At 50.6% G+C, this 15,671-nt stretch carries 14 protein-coding genes and 1 rRNA gene; 5 read left to right on the forward strand and 10 right to left on the reverse strand.

Going from position 1 to position 15,671, the window contains the following annotated elements; genetic code table 11:
* Both JOD20_RS04375 and sfsA read right to left on the reverse strand, forming a co-directional pair.
* Window positions 1-89: ribosomal RNA gene (locus JOD20_RS04375) — 16S ribosomal RNA — on the reverse strand; the annotation flags it as partial.
* 519 nt (window positions 90-608) lie between these two features.
* Complete coding sequence (gene sfsA, locus JOD20_RS04380) at window positions 609-1,358, reverse strand: DNA/RNA nuclease SfsA (protein WP_204754095.1); 750 nt, start codon at window positions 1,356-1,358, stop codon at window positions 609-611.
* A 138-nt stretch (window positions 1,359-1,496) separates the two neighbouring features.
* On the opposite strand from sfsA, the gene JOD20_RS04385 reads away from it, so the two are divergent.
* The 4 genes from JOD20_RS04385 to JOD20_RS04400 are packed head-to-tail and all read left to right on the forward strand — an operon-like array spanning window position 1,497 to window position 4,331.
* Window positions 1,497-2,039, forward strand: coding sequence for a protein-tyrosine phosphatase family protein (locus tag JOD20_RS04385; RefSeq protein WP_204754096.1), 543 nt, complete (start codon window positions 1,497-1,499; stop codon window positions 2,037-2,039).
* A complete protein-coding gene (locus JOD20_RS04390) occupies window positions 2,036-2,812 on the forward strand; it encodes an SDR family NAD(P)-dependent oxidoreductase (protein ID WP_204754097.1) in 777 nt (258 codons plus the stop codon). The genes JOD20_RS04385 and JOD20_RS04390 overlap by 4 nt, the downstream gene beginning before the upstream one ends.
* 21 nt (window positions 2,813-2,833) lie before the next feature.
* Window positions 2,834-3,829: a bifunctional heptose 7-phosphate kinase/heptose 1-phosphate adenyltransferase gene (locus tag JOD20_RS04395; protein ID WP_204754098.1), complete on the forward strand. Its 996-nt coding sequence runs from the start codon at window positions 2,834-2,836 to the stop codon at window positions 3,827-3,829.
* Between the two features lie 7 nt (window positions 3,830-3,836).
* Window positions 3,837-4,331, forward strand: a complete 495-nt coding sequence (locus tag JOD20_RS04400; RefSeq protein ID WP_204754099.1) for an adenylyltransferase/cytidyltransferase family protein — start codon at window positions 3,837-3,839, stop codon at window positions 4,329-4,331.
* Window positions 4,332-4,390: 59 nt separating this feature from the next.
* Here the strand turns inward: JOD20_RS04400 and JOD20_RS04405 are convergent, their stop codons facing one another.
* From JOD20_RS04405 to JOD20_RS27075, 8 genes are all read right to left on the reverse strand, one after another.
* Complete coding sequence (locus JOD20_RS04405) at window positions 4,391-5,572, reverse strand: hypothetical protein (protein WP_204754100.1); 1,182 nt, start codon at window positions 5,570-5,572, stop codon at window positions 4,391-4,393.
* A 369-nt stretch (window positions 5,573-5,941) separates the two neighbouring features.
* On the reverse strand, window positions 5,942-7,063 hold the full coding sequence (locus JOD20_RS04410; RefSeq protein WP_204754101.1) for a polyamine ABC transporter substrate-binding protein: 1,122 nt from the start codon (window positions 7,061-7,063) through the stop codon (window positions 5,942-5,944).
* Between the two features lie 34 nt (window positions 7,064-7,097).
* Window positions 7,098-7,979, reverse strand: a complete 882-nt coding sequence (locus JOD20_RS04415) for an ABC transporter permease (RefSeq protein WP_204754102.1) — start codon at window positions 7,977-7,979, stop codon at window positions 7,098-7,100.
* Complete coding sequence (locus JOD20_RS04420; RefSeq protein WP_204754103.1) at window positions 7,957-8,820, reverse strand: ABC transporter permease; 864 nt, start codon at window positions 8,818-8,820, stop codon at window positions 7,957-7,959. Before JOD20_RS04420 ends, JOD20_RS04415 begins: the two co-directional genes overlap by 23 nt.
* Window positions 8,821-8,877: 57 nt before the next feature.
* Complete coding sequence (locus tag JOD20_RS04425) at window positions 8,878-9,978, reverse strand: ABC transporter ATP-binding protein (protein WP_204754104.1); 1,101 nt, start codon at window positions 9,976-9,978, stop codon at window positions 8,878-8,880.
* Between the two features lie 514 nt (window positions 9,979-10,492).
* On the reverse strand, window positions 10,493-11,257 hold the full coding sequence (locus JOD20_RS04430; protein ID WP_204754105.1) for a sulfite exporter TauE/SafE family protein: 765 nt from the start codon (window positions 11,255-11,257) through the stop codon (window positions 10,493-10,495).
* Window positions 11,254-12,297: a pseudouridine synthase gene (locus tag JOD20_RS04435; RefSeq protein WP_204754106.1), complete on the reverse strand. Its 1,044-nt coding sequence runs from the start codon at window positions 12,295-12,297 to the stop codon at window positions 11,254-11,256. The genes JOD20_RS04430 and JOD20_RS04435 overlap by 4 nt, the downstream gene beginning before the upstream one ends.
* 12 nt (window positions 12,298-12,309) lie before the next feature.
* On the reverse strand, window positions 12,310-14,391 hold the full coding sequence (locus JOD20_RS27075) for a hypothetical protein (RefSeq protein ID WP_204754107.1): 2,082 nt from the start codon (window positions 14,389-14,391) through the stop codon (window positions 12,310-12,312).
* A 557-nt stretch (window positions 14,392-14,948) separates the two neighbouring features.
* Between JOD20_RS27075 and JOD20_RS04445 the strand changes: the two genes are divergently transcribed.
* Window positions 14,949-15,656 carry a hypothetical protein gene (locus tag JOD20_RS04445; protein ID WP_204754108.1) on the forward strand — a complete coding sequence of 236 codons (708 nt, stop codon included), beginning with the start codon at window positions 14,949-14,951 and terminating at the stop codon, window positions 15,654-15,656.
* The last annotated feature ends 15 nt before the right edge of the window (window positions 15,657-15,671 follow it).

Below are 15,671 nucleotides of genomic sequence, written 5' to 3' on the forward strand. Positions count from 1 at the left end.
CGCCACTCATTCCGAAGAATGCGTTCGACTTGCATGCATTAGGCACGCCGCCAGCGTTCGTCCTGAGCCAGGATCAAACTCGCCGACAAGTGACCAAAAGTCACTGCGTGTGCTTCTGATTTTGAGAGCGGAAGCACGGTCACTCTGTTTGGTGGTAGATCAACCACCAACGCATTGACGGTGACAAAAAAGAAAATATTGATGCATGGAATGTGCTGCGGACGCAGCACCCATCAGTTGGAAAGGTGCAGTTTGGCGATAAAAAATCCGCTGATGCCAGATGGCCATCGGAGCGGAGTAAATCGTCAAATTGTGTGATGTTGAGCAAACATCGTGCTGTCGGTCAACAGCCTGAGGATTCTACCACAGCCGCTCATTCTTGTCAAATCGCGTGTCCGTGGGTCACTATCTCAGTTGGTGTGTCGTGACTCGTTTTGAAGTCATGCGTTGACAGCCCGAGGATTCTACCGCAGATCGGCAGCCTTGTCAAATGCCACGAACCCGATCCACGAAGAGCACGAAGGACACGAAGGATCGGAACCACGAAGCGCGCGAAGGGCTATTGGCTTTCTGGTTTTTGATTTCTGACTTTTGACTTCTGACTTTATCTACAATTCAACTGGCAACTGTTCGGCTAACTGAATACCAGCAAGGCTCAAGGGGCAGCGATAGGCATAAATTTCAACCCCGCGAGCAGCAACCAAAGCCAAGGTTTCAGCAAACGCTGGATCAATCTGGCGGTTGACGGCTACGCGTTGGGCATCGCCGCGCTGCACAATAAAAACCACAGCTGTGCGTCGCCCTTGTTCATGCAATTCGGCCAATTCGAGCAAGTGTCGTCGCCCACGCAGCGTCGGCGCATCGGGAAACAACGCCAAGCCAGCTTCGGCATCACCAACACTTTTTACCTCAACCAGCCATGGGCAATCGCCACCATAGCGCTTGGCGTGGGTTGGCGGGGCTGGCGCTAGGCCAAAATCAAAGCGGCTTGCTCCATGTTTTACTTCGCGCTCAACATAGCCATATTCAGCAAACGGCGCTAAAGCCCGCGCCCGCAAAGCAGCCTCAACTAAACGATTAGGCAAACCTGTATCCAACGAAACCAGTTCGTTGCCCTCATAAACGCCCGCCACTTGATAGGCGGTTTTGCGGCCTGCTGCTGGTTTGTGGCCAAGCACAAGCTGCGCACCTGGCACAAGTTTGGTCAATAAACGGCCACGATCAGCCATATGCGCCTGCACGATGGAGCCATCGGCTAATGCTGCAACCACCACAAATTGGTTTGGACGCGCTAAAAAGCTGGCCATCACCAAGGGCGCGCCGCCCACCAACGCAATTTGAATCGGATTTGTTTCCACAAGCGCCTTGCAACTATAAAAAATCGTAGCCATTATAGCCCGATTAGGTTCAACCAAAATGCGATAAACGGCGTGGTACAGCGTGGTACAATGGCTTTCGGTCGTTGATTAGGCCAAAAACTGACAAAGGATTGAGGTATGCTGGCCGTTTTGCTGCGTTGGTTTTATATTGTGCGCTCGAAGCTTGTAATGGGAACCCGCCGACTGTATCGGCGGCTTGGCGGCAAGGTTGTGCCACGAGCAAGCCAAATTACTGATCAGCTTTACCTCGGCGGTTTTTTCGATGAGCACGATTGGCACATTTTACACACCCAAGGCGTGCGCGTGACAGTCAATCTGCAAGCAGAACGCCAAGATCGCTTTGGTTCGCTTGGTAACGAGGGCTATTTGTGGCTACCAACCCAAGATCGCCAAGCCCCAACCACTGAGGCATTGCAACAAGGTGTGGCCTTTGTGCAACATGCAACCAAAGCTGGCCACAAAGTGCTCATCCATTGTCACGCAGGCATGAGCCGTTCGGCAACGCTATGTACCGCCGTGCTGATAGCCGAAGGCATGAGCCTCGAAAACGCCTGGAATTTAGTTAAAGAGCGTCGCCCAATTGTTCACTTGCATCCCTGGCAACGCCAAGCATTAGAGCAGTTTGCCCACGATTGGGCACAGCAAGGAGCAACGTCATGAGTTTTGCTGGCAAAACCGCCATCGTTACTGGCGCGTCATCAGGCATTGGAAAATTAATTGCTGAAGGCTTAGCACGCGGCGGAGCCAATGTGGTGCTGGCCGCACGCTCAGCTGATCAATTAAATGATCTTGCTGCTGCGATTAACCAAACCGGAGCCAAAGCCCTTGCTGTTGCTACCGATGTCAGCGATGTTGATGCAGTTCAAGCTTTGATTGATCAATCGGTTGCAACGTTTGGGCGGGTCGATTTACTGATCAATAATGCTGGCTATGGGGTGTTCGATTCAATTGAGCACATCGATTGGAAACATCTTGAAGGCATGATGACGGTTAATTATTTTGGCGCAATGCACTGTATTCGCGCAGTCTTGCCAGTAATGCACAAGCAACATAGTGGCCATATTGTGAATGTGGCTTCGGTGGCAGGCTTAGTTTCAACCCATAACATGGGCAGTTATTCGGCCTCAAAACATGCCTTGATGGCAGCCTCGGAAGCGTTGCAAATTGAGCTGCGTGGCACGCCAATCAAATGTTCGATCGTTTGCCCAGCGCCCATCGCTACGCCATTTTTTGAATCAGCAGATTTCAATAAGATGTCGCGCTTTGCGTCGCTTTTTGGCACACTCAAACCCCACGATGTGACTGATATTGTATTGCATGTGGCGGCCAACCCCACAACCCAGCGGGTTATTCCGCGAATTTATCATCTGTTTGGGGTAGCCTATCGTATCTTCCCAGCGTTCACCCGTTGGCTGGTGAAGCTGGTTGGTTAATTTTGGATGTTGAGAACACGCATGATCACGCTTGAACATGTTGCACAACTCGCCAATCGCCGAATCCTGGTGGTTGGCGATGTTGTGCTCGATGAATATTTGTATGGTAAGCCCGAACGGCTCTCGCGCGAGGCCGCAATTCCGGTCTTAGAATTTGAGCAACGGCGGACAATTCCAGGTGGCGCGGCCAATCCTGCGGCCAATATCACAGCGCTTGGCAGCACAGCAGGCATCGTTGCTTTGATTGGAGCCGATCAGGCTGGCCAAGAATTAGCCAATGCGTTGCATAAACGCAAGGTCAGCACAGATGGACTCTTGCGCGATGAGCAACGCCCAACCACCACCAAAACCCGCATTTTGGCCTCGGTGCAATTAACCGTCGCCCAGCAAGTAGCGCGGCTCGATAAAGTCGACCGGCGGCCTGTCGATCCAGATTTAGAAGATCAGGCGATCGAATTATTGGGCCAATTGATTCCCCAAGTTGATGCTGTGCTCTGCTCAGATTATCGGGTTGGCTGGCTCAGCGAGCGGCTCATTCAACACATTCAACAATTATGTCAACAATATCAGGTTTTATTGACGGTTGATAGCCAAGGCCGCTTTGAACCCTACGCTGGAGCCGATTTTCTCAAGTGCAATTTGGGCGAAGCAGAAGCCTGGCTGGGCCAGCAACTCCGCGATGACCAGCAGGTTGAACAGGGCTTGCAACGCTTGCGCGATCAACTCAAGCTGGCGGCGGTAGTAATTACCAGAGGCGGCGCGGGCTTTTCGTTGCTCGATCCAGCAGGCATCCATCACATTCCAGCGGTGCCAATTGGCGAGGTGTTTGATGCGACTGGTGCGGGCGATACCTTTATTGCGACTGCGACGCTGAGCTTGTGCGCTGGCCATAGCCCATTAATTGCCGCCCAACTTGCCAACACAGCTGCGGCCTTGGTCGTGCGCCGCATCGGCGTGGCCACGGTTAGCCCCAACGAACTCCAAAGCGCATTAATTCAATTTGGTCAAATTGCATGAGGCATCGATGAAATCACCATTTCGCAGCTTAGAAGAATTAGTAACGCGCCGCCAACAGTGGCGCAAACAGGGCTTAACCGTCGTATTTACCAATGGCGCATTCGATCTGGTGCATGCTGGCCATGTGAGCTATTTGCAAGCAGCACGTGCGCTTGGCGATCTGCTAATTGTGGGATTGAACAGCGATGCCTCGGTGCGCGGCTATAAAGGCCCAACTAGACCAATCGTACCCGAATTGCAACGCGGCATTGTCTTGGCGGGCTTGCGTGCAGTCGATTATGTCACTTTGTTCGATTCGCTCACTGCCGAGCCATTAGTCAGTGCTTTGCAACCTGATGTCTATGTTAAAGGCGGCGATTATGCGCACCCCGAGCAAGCAAGCAACGGCAAAGAGCTGCCCGAAGCCAGAATCGTCTTAGCCTATGGTGGGCAAGTTGAGTTGATCCAGTATCAAGCAGGCTTATCGACCAGCAACTTGATTGCCAAAATTCGCAGCGAATAAAAACCAATGGCTCAGCATGAATTCATGCTGAGCCATTGAATAGAGTTGGAGATAGTTGATTAAGGTTTATGGCTCACCAATGGATTATAGGTTGTATAGGGCATGGTCGGAGTCCATGCGGCAATATGTCGCCCATCACCAGTACCACTCTCAAGATAAAAGCCAGCAATATAGACCTGATGGCCAAGCCCAACGATAGCATCGGTAGAGACTCGATACTGGCTAAACTCAGGCCCAAGCCCTTCCCACCGACTGCCATTCCAGCGGGCCACATTGCCAGTCTTAACCCCATCAATTGTGTCAAAACTGCCAGTAACATAGATATAACCGCCAATTCGGACCATCGCAAACACCCAAGCACGTGTTGACCCTGTAGCATAGCTAGCAGTAAAGGTGCGAGTCGGAGTATTTGCCAGCTCAAAGCGAATTTTTTCCCTAATAAAGCTATAGCGATTAGTGCCCTCACAAATCGCCATATTCACCCGCCCTCCACTCACCGCAATAGTTCCGGTTGCTGGTGTATATTTGCGTAGCTCTTCGAGCGTAACAACAACATGTTCATTAACCTGCATCGCTTCAACATAGGTGAAATATATTCCATCACCACAATGTCGTAAGTCAGCAATCCCCTCAATTCCAGGCCCATCCTCATGGGTTTGCTTAATCGTCCAAGTTGTGCCATTCCAAATCAGCAAGCTACGATTATTATCAATCATATAAATCTCAGTATTGCTGAGCGCAATATATGAATTAAAACTATTGCCTGGCAAAGGAGCTACCGGGGTGACATCAACCCATGCCGATCCGTTGAAGGTTGAAACCAGCCGCTGAGGAACTGTTCCGGAACTGCCATAGATTGTATGCAGCGCATATAGCCGGCCATCACGGCCTGTTTGTAATTTAGTCCAGCGATTGCTCGCTGTGTTTGCTTGAAGCAGTGTCCACTCTTGGGTTAGCGGATTCCATGCACGCAGGGCTTCAGGTTGAGGGTTCGATCCATCCACCCAAGCAATAATATAGACCCGTTCGTTTGCAACGGTCATACTATTGATTTTCATATCTGGGATGTTAATTGTCGGATGCCATGTCCCTTCCACGAACGCAGCTGGCACTGTCGCAACCATCGCCGCAGCATCATCAGCCTCAGTATTCAAGGCTAACGCTCTATGTGATCGGGAATCAGGCAGAATGCCCATACTCACAACCAACATCATCATAACGAACTTCAAACCACGACGCATCTGAACTCCTCCTTAATGTTAGGTGACTCATCGACCATCGCAATCAATGCCAATATGATGCCTGAATCAGTATGCATTTAAAGCTGAATTCGACCATATCCAAGCTGTGCACAAGCGTTGTAGACACCCTTCCGACATCATCCTCTATTCTCAATCATGTTTAGCTAGCTATGGATTAATGGTCTTTAAGAATAAAGGATCCAACATTCTATACCTATGCATTGATAGGCTAAAAGTACTAAATATTTAATGAGGGTTCACGATTGTTGGCCCCTAAACCCTGAACCCTAGTTCCTGCGGGGATCAAAAAAGGGATTGCTCACATTGATGTGAGCAATCCCCAACAACCAAGTTTTTATACGCAAATGGTTACTGCGATTTGACCGCCGACCAGACATCGGAGAAGGCGGTGGCATTTTGGCCTTTGCGCAGCCAATCGAGCCGCTTGCGATCTTCGGCGCTGGGCTTGATCTTAGGGTAAACTGCCTTGAGTTCTTCGCCGATCAATGGCTCAGCTTTAACATTGGGCGTTAAAGCTGCGGTGAAATCGGCAACTTTGGCAGCAATCTCAGGCCGATTCATAAAATCGATAAAGACTTCGGCGGTATATTGGTTGGGCGTGCCAGCCACAATCGCCATCGTATCTTGCCAAATCACGCCGCCCTCTTGCGGAATGACCCACTCGATATTTTCGTTATCGATCATAGCCAAGCCGGTGTAGAGATTCCACGATTGAGCCAAGACGACTTCGCCTGAAGCCAAATCTTGATAAACATTATCGCTGTTGTATTTGGCTAACAACGGTTTTTGCTCAAGCAAAACTTTTTTGGCAGCTTCGAGATCAGCAGGCTCGCTGGAGTTGCGATCTTTGCCCAAAAACAGCATGGCTGCGCCAATCACTTCGCGCTCGTCGTTGAGCATGCTCACCCGGCCTTTGTAGGCGCTCAGCTGAGCAGGATCAAACAAAATTGACCAGCTGGTTGGGGCTGGCGAAACTGCGGTTTTATCGTAGGCAATGCCGGTGGTTCCCCACAGGTACGGCACTGAAAATTCGTTGTTTGGATCGTAATACAAGCCCATATTGGCAGGATCGATGTTGGCAACATTTGGAATATTGGCCAGATTGATTTTGGCTAAGTAATTGCCCTCGGCCAACAAGGCCACCATATAATCTGAAGGTTGAACAATATCGTAGCCTGAATTGCCAGCCCGAATTTTGGCGGCCATTTCTTCGTTCGACGAATAGGTATCAACCGTGACTTTTACGCCAAACTCGCTTTCGAAAAGTTGGGGCACATCTTCGGGAATGTACTCGCCCCAAGCGTAGATGCGCAGCGTTTCGCTCAGCTTACTGCGATCAACCGAGCCAGAATTGCCCCCAGTTGCCGTGCCAGCTGGCGTGGTTGGCGGCGTGGTGGTTGGGCTGGCTTCGCCGCAGGCCACCAATAAACTCAGCACCATGAGCAACAGCCCAAAGCGGTTTAGTTTCATCAATCAAACTCCTTACAACACACAAAACAGATTATTAGGCTTGGCGGCGACGTTGCATCCACAACGAAGTCAGCACCAAGATCGTTGAACCAAGCAGCATCAAGCTTGAGATGGCGTTAATCTCAGGCGAAATAGATTTTTTGATTCGCCCGTAAACTTCGGTGGTCAAGGTGTTGACCCCTGGGCCACGAGTGAAAAAGGTTACCACAAAATCATCAAGCGAAAGCGTGAACGAAAGCAACGCGCCGCCCAAAACCCCAGGCCCAATCAAGGGAAACTTGATCTTCCAAAAGGTTTGCCATGGCGTTGCGCCCAAATCAGCAGCGGCTTCTTCCAAGCGGCGATCGAAATTGGCCAAACTTGTGCCAACCACAACCGTCACAAACGAAATATTAAACGCCACGTGCGAGATGATCACCGTCCACAAGCCCATCGCCAAATTCAAACCCAACAAGGCTTGGAATTGGCGAAAAGCCAAGGTGAAGAAACCCAACAGCGAGACAGCCATCACCACATCAGGAATAATGACTGGCAAGTATAGGCCTGTATCAAAGGCTTTGCGCCCGCGCCAGCCACGTTTTTCCAAGGCCAAGGCCGCCAAGGTGCCAATTGTCGTGGCAATCACGGTCGATAAACCAGCAATTTTGAGGCTTGTCCAGAGCGCATCGCCCAAACGGGCATCGGCGAATAGTTCGTTGTACCATTGCAGGGTGAAGCCTTGCCATTGCGCGCCAACTTTGGCCGCATTGAAGGAGAACAACACCAACACAATAATCGGCACATACAAGAAGGTGTAGACGAAAATCGCATTCAGCGTTAGCGCCCATGTACCCCAAGGCATGTGCCGTTTGGCCACCGGACGCGAACGCCCGTGCTTGGTTTCAATGCGCTTATCAGCCAGGATTTTCGCCATCATTCACCTCCTGTGTGGCTTTGAAATAAAGCAAGATTGCGCCCAAGAGCAGCAGCATAAAGATCATCGAAATTGCCGAGCCATAGGCCCAATTCGAGGCCGAGCCAAATTGTAAACTCAAGCTGTTGCCCACCATGTTCACGCTCGTGCCGCCCAAAATATCGGAAACGGCAAAAGTTCCGACGGTTGGCACAAAGACCAAAATTGAGCCAGCAGTGATGCCAGGCAAGGTTTGCGGCAACAGCACGCGCCAAAAAGTTTGGAAGCGGCCAGCGCCCAAATCGCGTGCCGCCTCAAGCTGCACCCAATCGAAGCGTTCAAGCGCTGCGTACAAGGGCAAAATCATATACGGCAATTCGCCATAGATTAGCGCCATAATCACCGCACTTGGGTTATTGATCATCTGCAACGGGCCAAGATCAAATTGATCTAAAAAGCGATTGACCACGCCATTATTGCCAAGCAACACTTTCCACGCGTAAATCCGCACCAGAAAGTTGGTCCAAAACGGAATCATGACTGCAAGCACCAGCAAACCACGGCGTTTGGGGCTGCGCGTCGCCATAAAAAAGGCAAGCGGATAACTGACCACCAATGTGATCGCCGTCACCACCAGCGCAATCCAAGTCGAAAGCCAGAGCGTGCGCCAAAACGCGCCATCGGCAAACAGCTTTTGATAATTGGCCAGCGACCAGTTCCACAACACCGTACCATCGTTGGCGCGGCCTTGGAATGAATAAATGAGAATGAGCACTAAGGGAGCCAAAAAGAAGAAGCCCAACCAAATTAAGGCAGGCGAGGCTTGCAACCAGGCACGGCGTTGCTCAGTTCGCGCATTATACATAGTTCCCCCATGGATGTTGTTTGTTTGCACAAACCAACAAACCTGAGCAGAGTACGATTACCGTTCGAGAATGAGGCTATTTTGGGTGGCCCATGTAACATAAACAGGGTCGCCAGCGGTATAGTATTGGTTCGGGTCAAGCGTCGAAACCGTGTTTGCTTCCCACACATCAAACGGCGAGCCATCAGGCAAACGCACAATAATTCGGGTATCAGAGCCAATATACGCGACTCGCTCAACAATTGCAGCAAAAACGTTTGTACCTTGGGGCTGTTGGCCTTCAACCAAACGGACTTTCTCGGGCCGGACAGCCAGCACCGCATGATCACCAGCAGCAACCGGAAACATGCCAGTGCCCACAACCCGCACGCCGCCAGTTGTCTCAAGAGTTACCGCACCGTTTTCAACCGCCATCACCGTACCATCAATAAAATTGCATTCGCCAATAAAATCGGCGACAAAACGCGTTTTGGGGCGTTCGTAGATTTCGGTTGGCTGGCCAACTTGGAGCACTTTGCCCAATTCCATCACCGCAATGCGGTCGCTCATGGTCAAGGCTTCTTCTTGATCGTGGGTTACGAAGATAAAGGTAATGCCCAAGCGCTGCTGAATGCTTTTGAGTTCCAATTGCATTTCTTTGCGCAATTTCAGGTCAAGCGCTGCCAAGGGTTCGTCAAGCAACAACACTTCTGGCTCGTTGATCAAGGCGCGGGCTAAGGCAACCCGTTGTTGCTGACCACCAGAAAGTTGCTTGGGGCGGCGATCGCCAAATGCATGCAGTTGCACCATATCCAGCGCTTGCTTCACGCGGGTGGCAACATCAACCTTGTTGATCTTTTTCATGTGCAGGCCAAAGGCCACATTTTCAGCCACCGACATATGTGGAAATAGGGCATAGCTTTGAAAAACGGTATTCACATCGCGCCGATTGGCAGGCGTTTCGCCCATCAACTCGCCTTCGATGTAAATATCGCCACTACTGGGGTTTTCAAAGCCAGCGATCATGCGGAGTAGCGTGGTTTTACCACAGCCAGAGGGGCCAAGTAGGGAAAAAAATTCACCGTCCGCGATTTTTAAAGAAACATCACGAACGGCTGTGCTGCCGCGAAATTCTTTGGTTACGTGGTCAAGTTCCACCGCCCAAGTGGGTGTGTTCATTGCAGTGCGTGCCTCCTTAGTGCGCGAACCAACCCTCCTGAATCATGCAAGATGCATACCATTTGGATGCTGAATTATACACCGTTTTTCGCATATTCTAGATCTAGGGTAAGCGGCAAAAGGCAGAAGGCAAAAGGCAAAAGTCAAAAGTCAAAAGTCAAAAGTCAAAAGTCAAAAGTCAAAAATCAGAAATCAGAAATCAGAAATCAGAAATCAGAAATTAAAACCGCGAAGAACACGAAGAGCCACGAAGATTTATTTTTCGCCACAGATTCCACAGATTAGCCCAGATGGATTGTTTGATAGCCTAATTTCCTAATTTCCTATGTTCTATGCTCTATGTTCTATCGATACCTCTGCGCCACTGCGTTAAAAATGTGATCCACGAAGCGCACGAAGAGCCACGAAGATTTATTTCTAGCCACGAATTCCACGAACAATATTCCGCTAGCCCAAAGCCAATAGCCTCGTATCTCTTGTTGTTTTCTGCCTTCATCCTTCATCCCTCATCCTTTTAAAGCATGCTTTGCACAATATCGTAGCCATAGCGCAAAATCACCCCAACCACAACGACGAGAAAGATTATTCGCACAAATTGACTGCCTTTGGCCAGCGCCATGCGCGAGCCAATAATTCCCCCAACAATATTGCAAACCGCCATTGGTAGCGCCAAGTGCCAGATAATTTGGCCAGCACTAAGAAATTGGACTAAAGCTGCAACATTGGTGGTTACATTAATGATTTTGGTCGAGGCCGAGGCTTGTAGAAAATCGAAGCCCAAAATGCCTACGAAGGCAAACATCAATAAACTGCCAGTGCCTGGCCCAAAAATCCCATCGTAGAAACCAATTAGGCCGCAAAAACCCAAAACATACGGCATTGGCCGCGCCGAGGCTTTGGTTTGGCGGGCAGCGCTGCCAAAATCTTTCCGTTTAAATGTATAAATTGCCATCGCAATAATTAACAGCAGCATAATTGGCCGAAATAGCTCTGGCCTAATCAAGCTAACAGCTCGCGCCCCGAGCCACGAGCACAACGCTGCGCTCAGCATGCCCGGCCCAATGATCCGCCAGTTGACCTTCACCCGCCGATTGTAATTGACCGCCGCCGTGGCGGTGCCGGTTACTGCTGCAAATTTATTGGTTCCCAGCACAAGTGCAGGTGCAACATCTTTTTGCAAAATCAACAAGGGCGGTAGTTGAATCAGGCCGCCGCCACCAGCCACTGCATCAATAAACCCTGCCAACAAGGCAAAAGCACAAAGAATTAATAAGCTCATAGCGCTGGGTTTCCTGTTTGCACAAATTCAGCTTGCAGATCAATTCCCACTGCATCCCCAACTTCGTGCCAAAGGTTCGGCACTGGCGCGGTTAGCTCCAGCGTTGAGCCATAACGCGGATGGGGAAATTGCAGCCATGCAGCGTGTAATAATTGCCCAGTCACGGTTAAATTACCAAGCTGAGTTAAGCCGCCATAGCGTTGATCGCCAACCAATGGATGGCCAACATGCAGTGCATGCAAGCGAATTTGATGGGTGCGGCCAGTGTGCAAACGGGCGGCCAATAAAGCTGCTTGTGTGCCTGTCGCCCGCACTGTAAAACTGGTATGCGCCCGCCGCACCCGCCGATCCTTCGGGCCATACAATTGATCAATCATCGCCTCAGGATAGACCGACCACAAGCCATGTTCGCCGCGTGAATGGCCAGTTACAACCTCTAATTCGCGCCATGTTGGCACGCCGTTAGCCAGCGCAAGGTAGGTTTTTCCAACCCGACCTTCATTAAACATGCGCTGAAACCGGCTGTTGAGGCTTGGGTTTTTCGAGACGATCAATGCGCCCGAAGTACCATGATCGAGCCGATGAACCAAGTGAAATGGCACCGCCTCGCCATCACGCTGGAGGAAAAAGCGCGCCAATGCCCCTTCGAGATGACCAAAGGTATCCCATGGCGTAGCCACGCTATACCAAGCGGCGGGCTTGTTCAGCACCAAAATCCATTCATCCTCAAACATAATTTCGGCTGGAGTAACAATTGGGTTGGCATATAAACCAGCTGGCGGCGTATGCACTACCAATTCACCTGCTGGCGGGGTTTCGGCAAAGGGATCATTAACCCGCACACTGTTGATCCAAATTGCACCGCGCACCATCAGGGTTTGGGCCAAGGTAGCGGAAAGCTGCAAACGCTCAATTAACAGTTGCCATAATGGCAGCCCTGCGGTTGGTGGTTCGAGGGTTAATTTAACAGGGTACTGTGCGGCTAAATCGCACAGTACCCGTTGATCAAGCGCCGACAATTCGGCTAATGGGTCGAACACAATCTATCCGTTCTATTTGTTGAACAGCACCAATGGATTGTAGAGGGTATAGGCGCTGTCGTCGGTTGCAAACCGCAAGAGCGTGATTGAGTAGGCTGGCAGCGTGACGGTTGTGGTTTCGCCCACATCAGTCAATTCGATCGTCTGCGCATTACTAAAATCATCGTTCACATTGGTTTGACCATTATACGTGATTGTGGTCGCATCGAGGCTTGCAGCTTGGGCAACATCAATTGAGCCAGAAACTGCTGGAATGACCGACCCGTCTGCGCGAAGTTGCACATTGGTGGTCGTAGCTTGGCCAGTTTTATTAATCGCCATCAGCGAGATCGTGTTGCCATCGCTGCCAGCATAGAAGCTAATTTGGGTTGCTGCATCAGCATCGCTGGTATATTCAAGCAAGCGATTACCGAAAAACTGCCACAAGTGGAAGGCATAATATTGGGGGCTGCGGGTGTAGCTTGGCACATCGCCAATCAAACCATAATCGGTACCATTGGTTTGGACATTACCATTCAACAGCCAATGGTTCGCCGCCAACACATCGCCTTGAATAATTTGGCCAGTCGTATCGGCAATAAACAACATATTCAGCGCTTTGGTCATCATCGCTTGCGGATCGTAAGGCCAGCCAGCGCTCAAATTGTATTCGCCAACCATAATTGGAATCTCGCGGCCTTCAGCAAAATCGGCGATTGCTTGGCGGGTGCTAGCAAACACTTCGGGCCATTGCTTTTGCGGGCGCGAAAGCATCAAATAGCGACCCAAGGCATCGTTGTTTGGCACATCAACAAATGAATAGGGGTGAATCGCGATGTAATCAATGATGTCGCCGCCCTCGGTCAAGACCTTGGTTGTCCAGTTGTTGAATTCGGTTGGGTTGGCCAAGGCGGTAACGCCAACCATAATCGTTGGATCGACGAGCTTCATCGCAGCCCGAACGTCGATATAGCCCTCGTGGCGCTCAGGCGTTGTCAAACCGTTGATATATTCAGCGCCATCACAGGTCCAGCCAACTTCCCAGCCTTGGACACATGATCCATAGGTTTCGTTGCCAAAATCCCAATATTTGATGCCGACTGGAGCAGGGTTGCCATGGCTGGCCCGCAGTTGCGCCCAATAGCCAACCGTGCGCCAATCTACGCCTTTGTGATCGGTTCCAAGCGCCCGTTGATCGTTGACTTCACCGTTGAAGAAAGCTACTAAGGCAGCGGCTTCGCCCGAGGTGACGTTGGTATTGATCGTCCAAATTGCGTCGCGACCAGTTGCGCTCAAAAACTCAATAAAATCGGTTGGGGTCATGGCCCATTCATAATTACATGGCCATGCATTGGCAATCGTGTTGCCAGCCCCCAATTCGCAGTTGATTGCGCCATGATCTTGGCTCATCGAGCCGCCAGGCAAGCGAATCGTCATATTGCCCAAAGCACCACTGCGTGCAAGAAAGGTTGGATTAGCCGCAGCTTCCACGCCCCACATGCCGTAGTTGGTGCCTAATGCGTTGCGAGCATTAAAATCAAGCACTGTTTGATCGGTATCAATCGTCACATTAACGGTACCTGGAGGCGCAAAATCAACCACATTCAGCGTAATATCATCGAGATAAAAGGTTGGTTGGGCTACGCCCGTAGATTCTTGCAGATTGATTCGCGAAACGGCGCTGGGATTGCCCAACTGAGCCATGGTCAATTGAACTTGAGTCCATTGGCCAGCAGGCGCATTAATCAACACTGGCGTGACAATATTGCCACCATCGGTAGTGGTAACGCCAGCATTAAATTGGGTGCCACCAGTGCCGCCATACACCCAAAAACTAATGCCCGTCAAGGCCTCAGCTGGAATTAACCCAGGCGAGTGCAGCGAAAAACCGCCCCAAGCTTCAAAGGTCACAGCCGTTGATTTCGTGCCAGTATGCGCTTGGGCTGTGCTATCAAACGCTACCGCTGTACTCCACGACCAATTCTGCCAACCGGTTGCCAAGGCTTCATCAAACACAATTGAAGTTCCGGTTGGAACTGCGGTATGTGCCCGCGTTGAACCAAGCCATGCGACACCCAACACCATCAGCAGCGAAAGTTGAACCAAACGTCGCATCCATTGCCTCCTGATCATCATCGAACATAGCTTGATTATAGTAAAAAAAATCTAAAGAATATACTTAAAAAATTTAGTAATTATTCACTAAAAGAAGGCGCTGGGGATGGGAGGGTAGGGATCAGGTGTCAGAGATCGGTGATCAGGGGCTGGGGATCGGCGAAGGTTTTAAGATCCCCTCACCCCAGCCCCTCTCCCGCCCAGCAGGCGAGGGGCTTTAATACCGTGGTTTTTACGTGATTTGTGGTGAAAATTGGTGCGCCCCCTCTCCCACTGAACGTGGGCGAGGGGGCTGGGGGGTGAGGGCATGCCCCACGCCACTACCAAATGTCTAAAAACCTACCCTTGAAAGGTCAGGAGCTAGGAATAGAAATTCGTTCAATGCCAACTGCCCGAATTCCATAAATTAATCATATTCATCCTTCATAATTCATCCCTCATATTTCTGTTCTCTGCGCCTCTGCGTTAAAAATTCCCCTCCTGAACCCTAACCCCTGATGCCTGCCCCCTCATCCCCCAACTATGCTATACTCGCAGCCAAAGCAAGGAGGTTTGCCATGAAACAGCTGAAATTATTGCTGCTGAGTGTGCTGTTGCTTGGGTCAATTCGCGCGAGCACTGCTGCCAGCAACTATTGCTTCCCCGAACTCAAAGCCTATTGTGTTGAAGCGCCATTTGATAAATATTGGGTTGCTAATGGCGGCCTACCAGTTTTTGGCTACCCAATTAGCGCCAAAGATCGCTACCAAGCGCCAGATCAAGGCCCAATCCTCACTATGCAATGGACTGAGCGTCAACGCTTGGAGCAGCACAACACATTGGCTGGCACGCCCTACGAAATTCAAATTGGCTTGCTTGGCAAAGAGCGCATGGCCCAGTTCAACCGTGATTTGGAGCCAGCAGCGCGCCGACCTGCCGCTGATTGTTTGTGGTTTGCAGAAACCGGCCATAATGTCTGTAATCAAGCAGATGGCATGGGCTTCAAGCACTATTGGCAAAGCCATGGCACAACCACCGCAGGCTTGGATAGCTATGCGCGTTCGTTGCAACTCTTTGGCTTGCCACTTACCAGCGCCCAATTTGAGGTTAATCCTGATGGTGATGAGGTGATTACCCAATGGTTCGAGCGTGCTCGCTTCGAGTGGCATCCTGATCAGCCTGATCAATTTAAGGTGTTGTTGGGGCGTTTGGGCAGCGAAATAACTGGGTTTGAGCCAGAAATTATTCCAGAGCCAATTCCTGGGCCAAACCCACCAAATAAATAAACGCGACGCTGGAAT

The sequence above is a fragment of the Herpetosiphon giganteus genome, from assembly GCF_016907925.1.
GTDB classification, from domain to species: Bacteria; Chloroflexota; Chloroflexia; order Chloroflexales; family Herpetosiphonaceae; genus Herpetosiphon; species Herpetosiphon giganteus.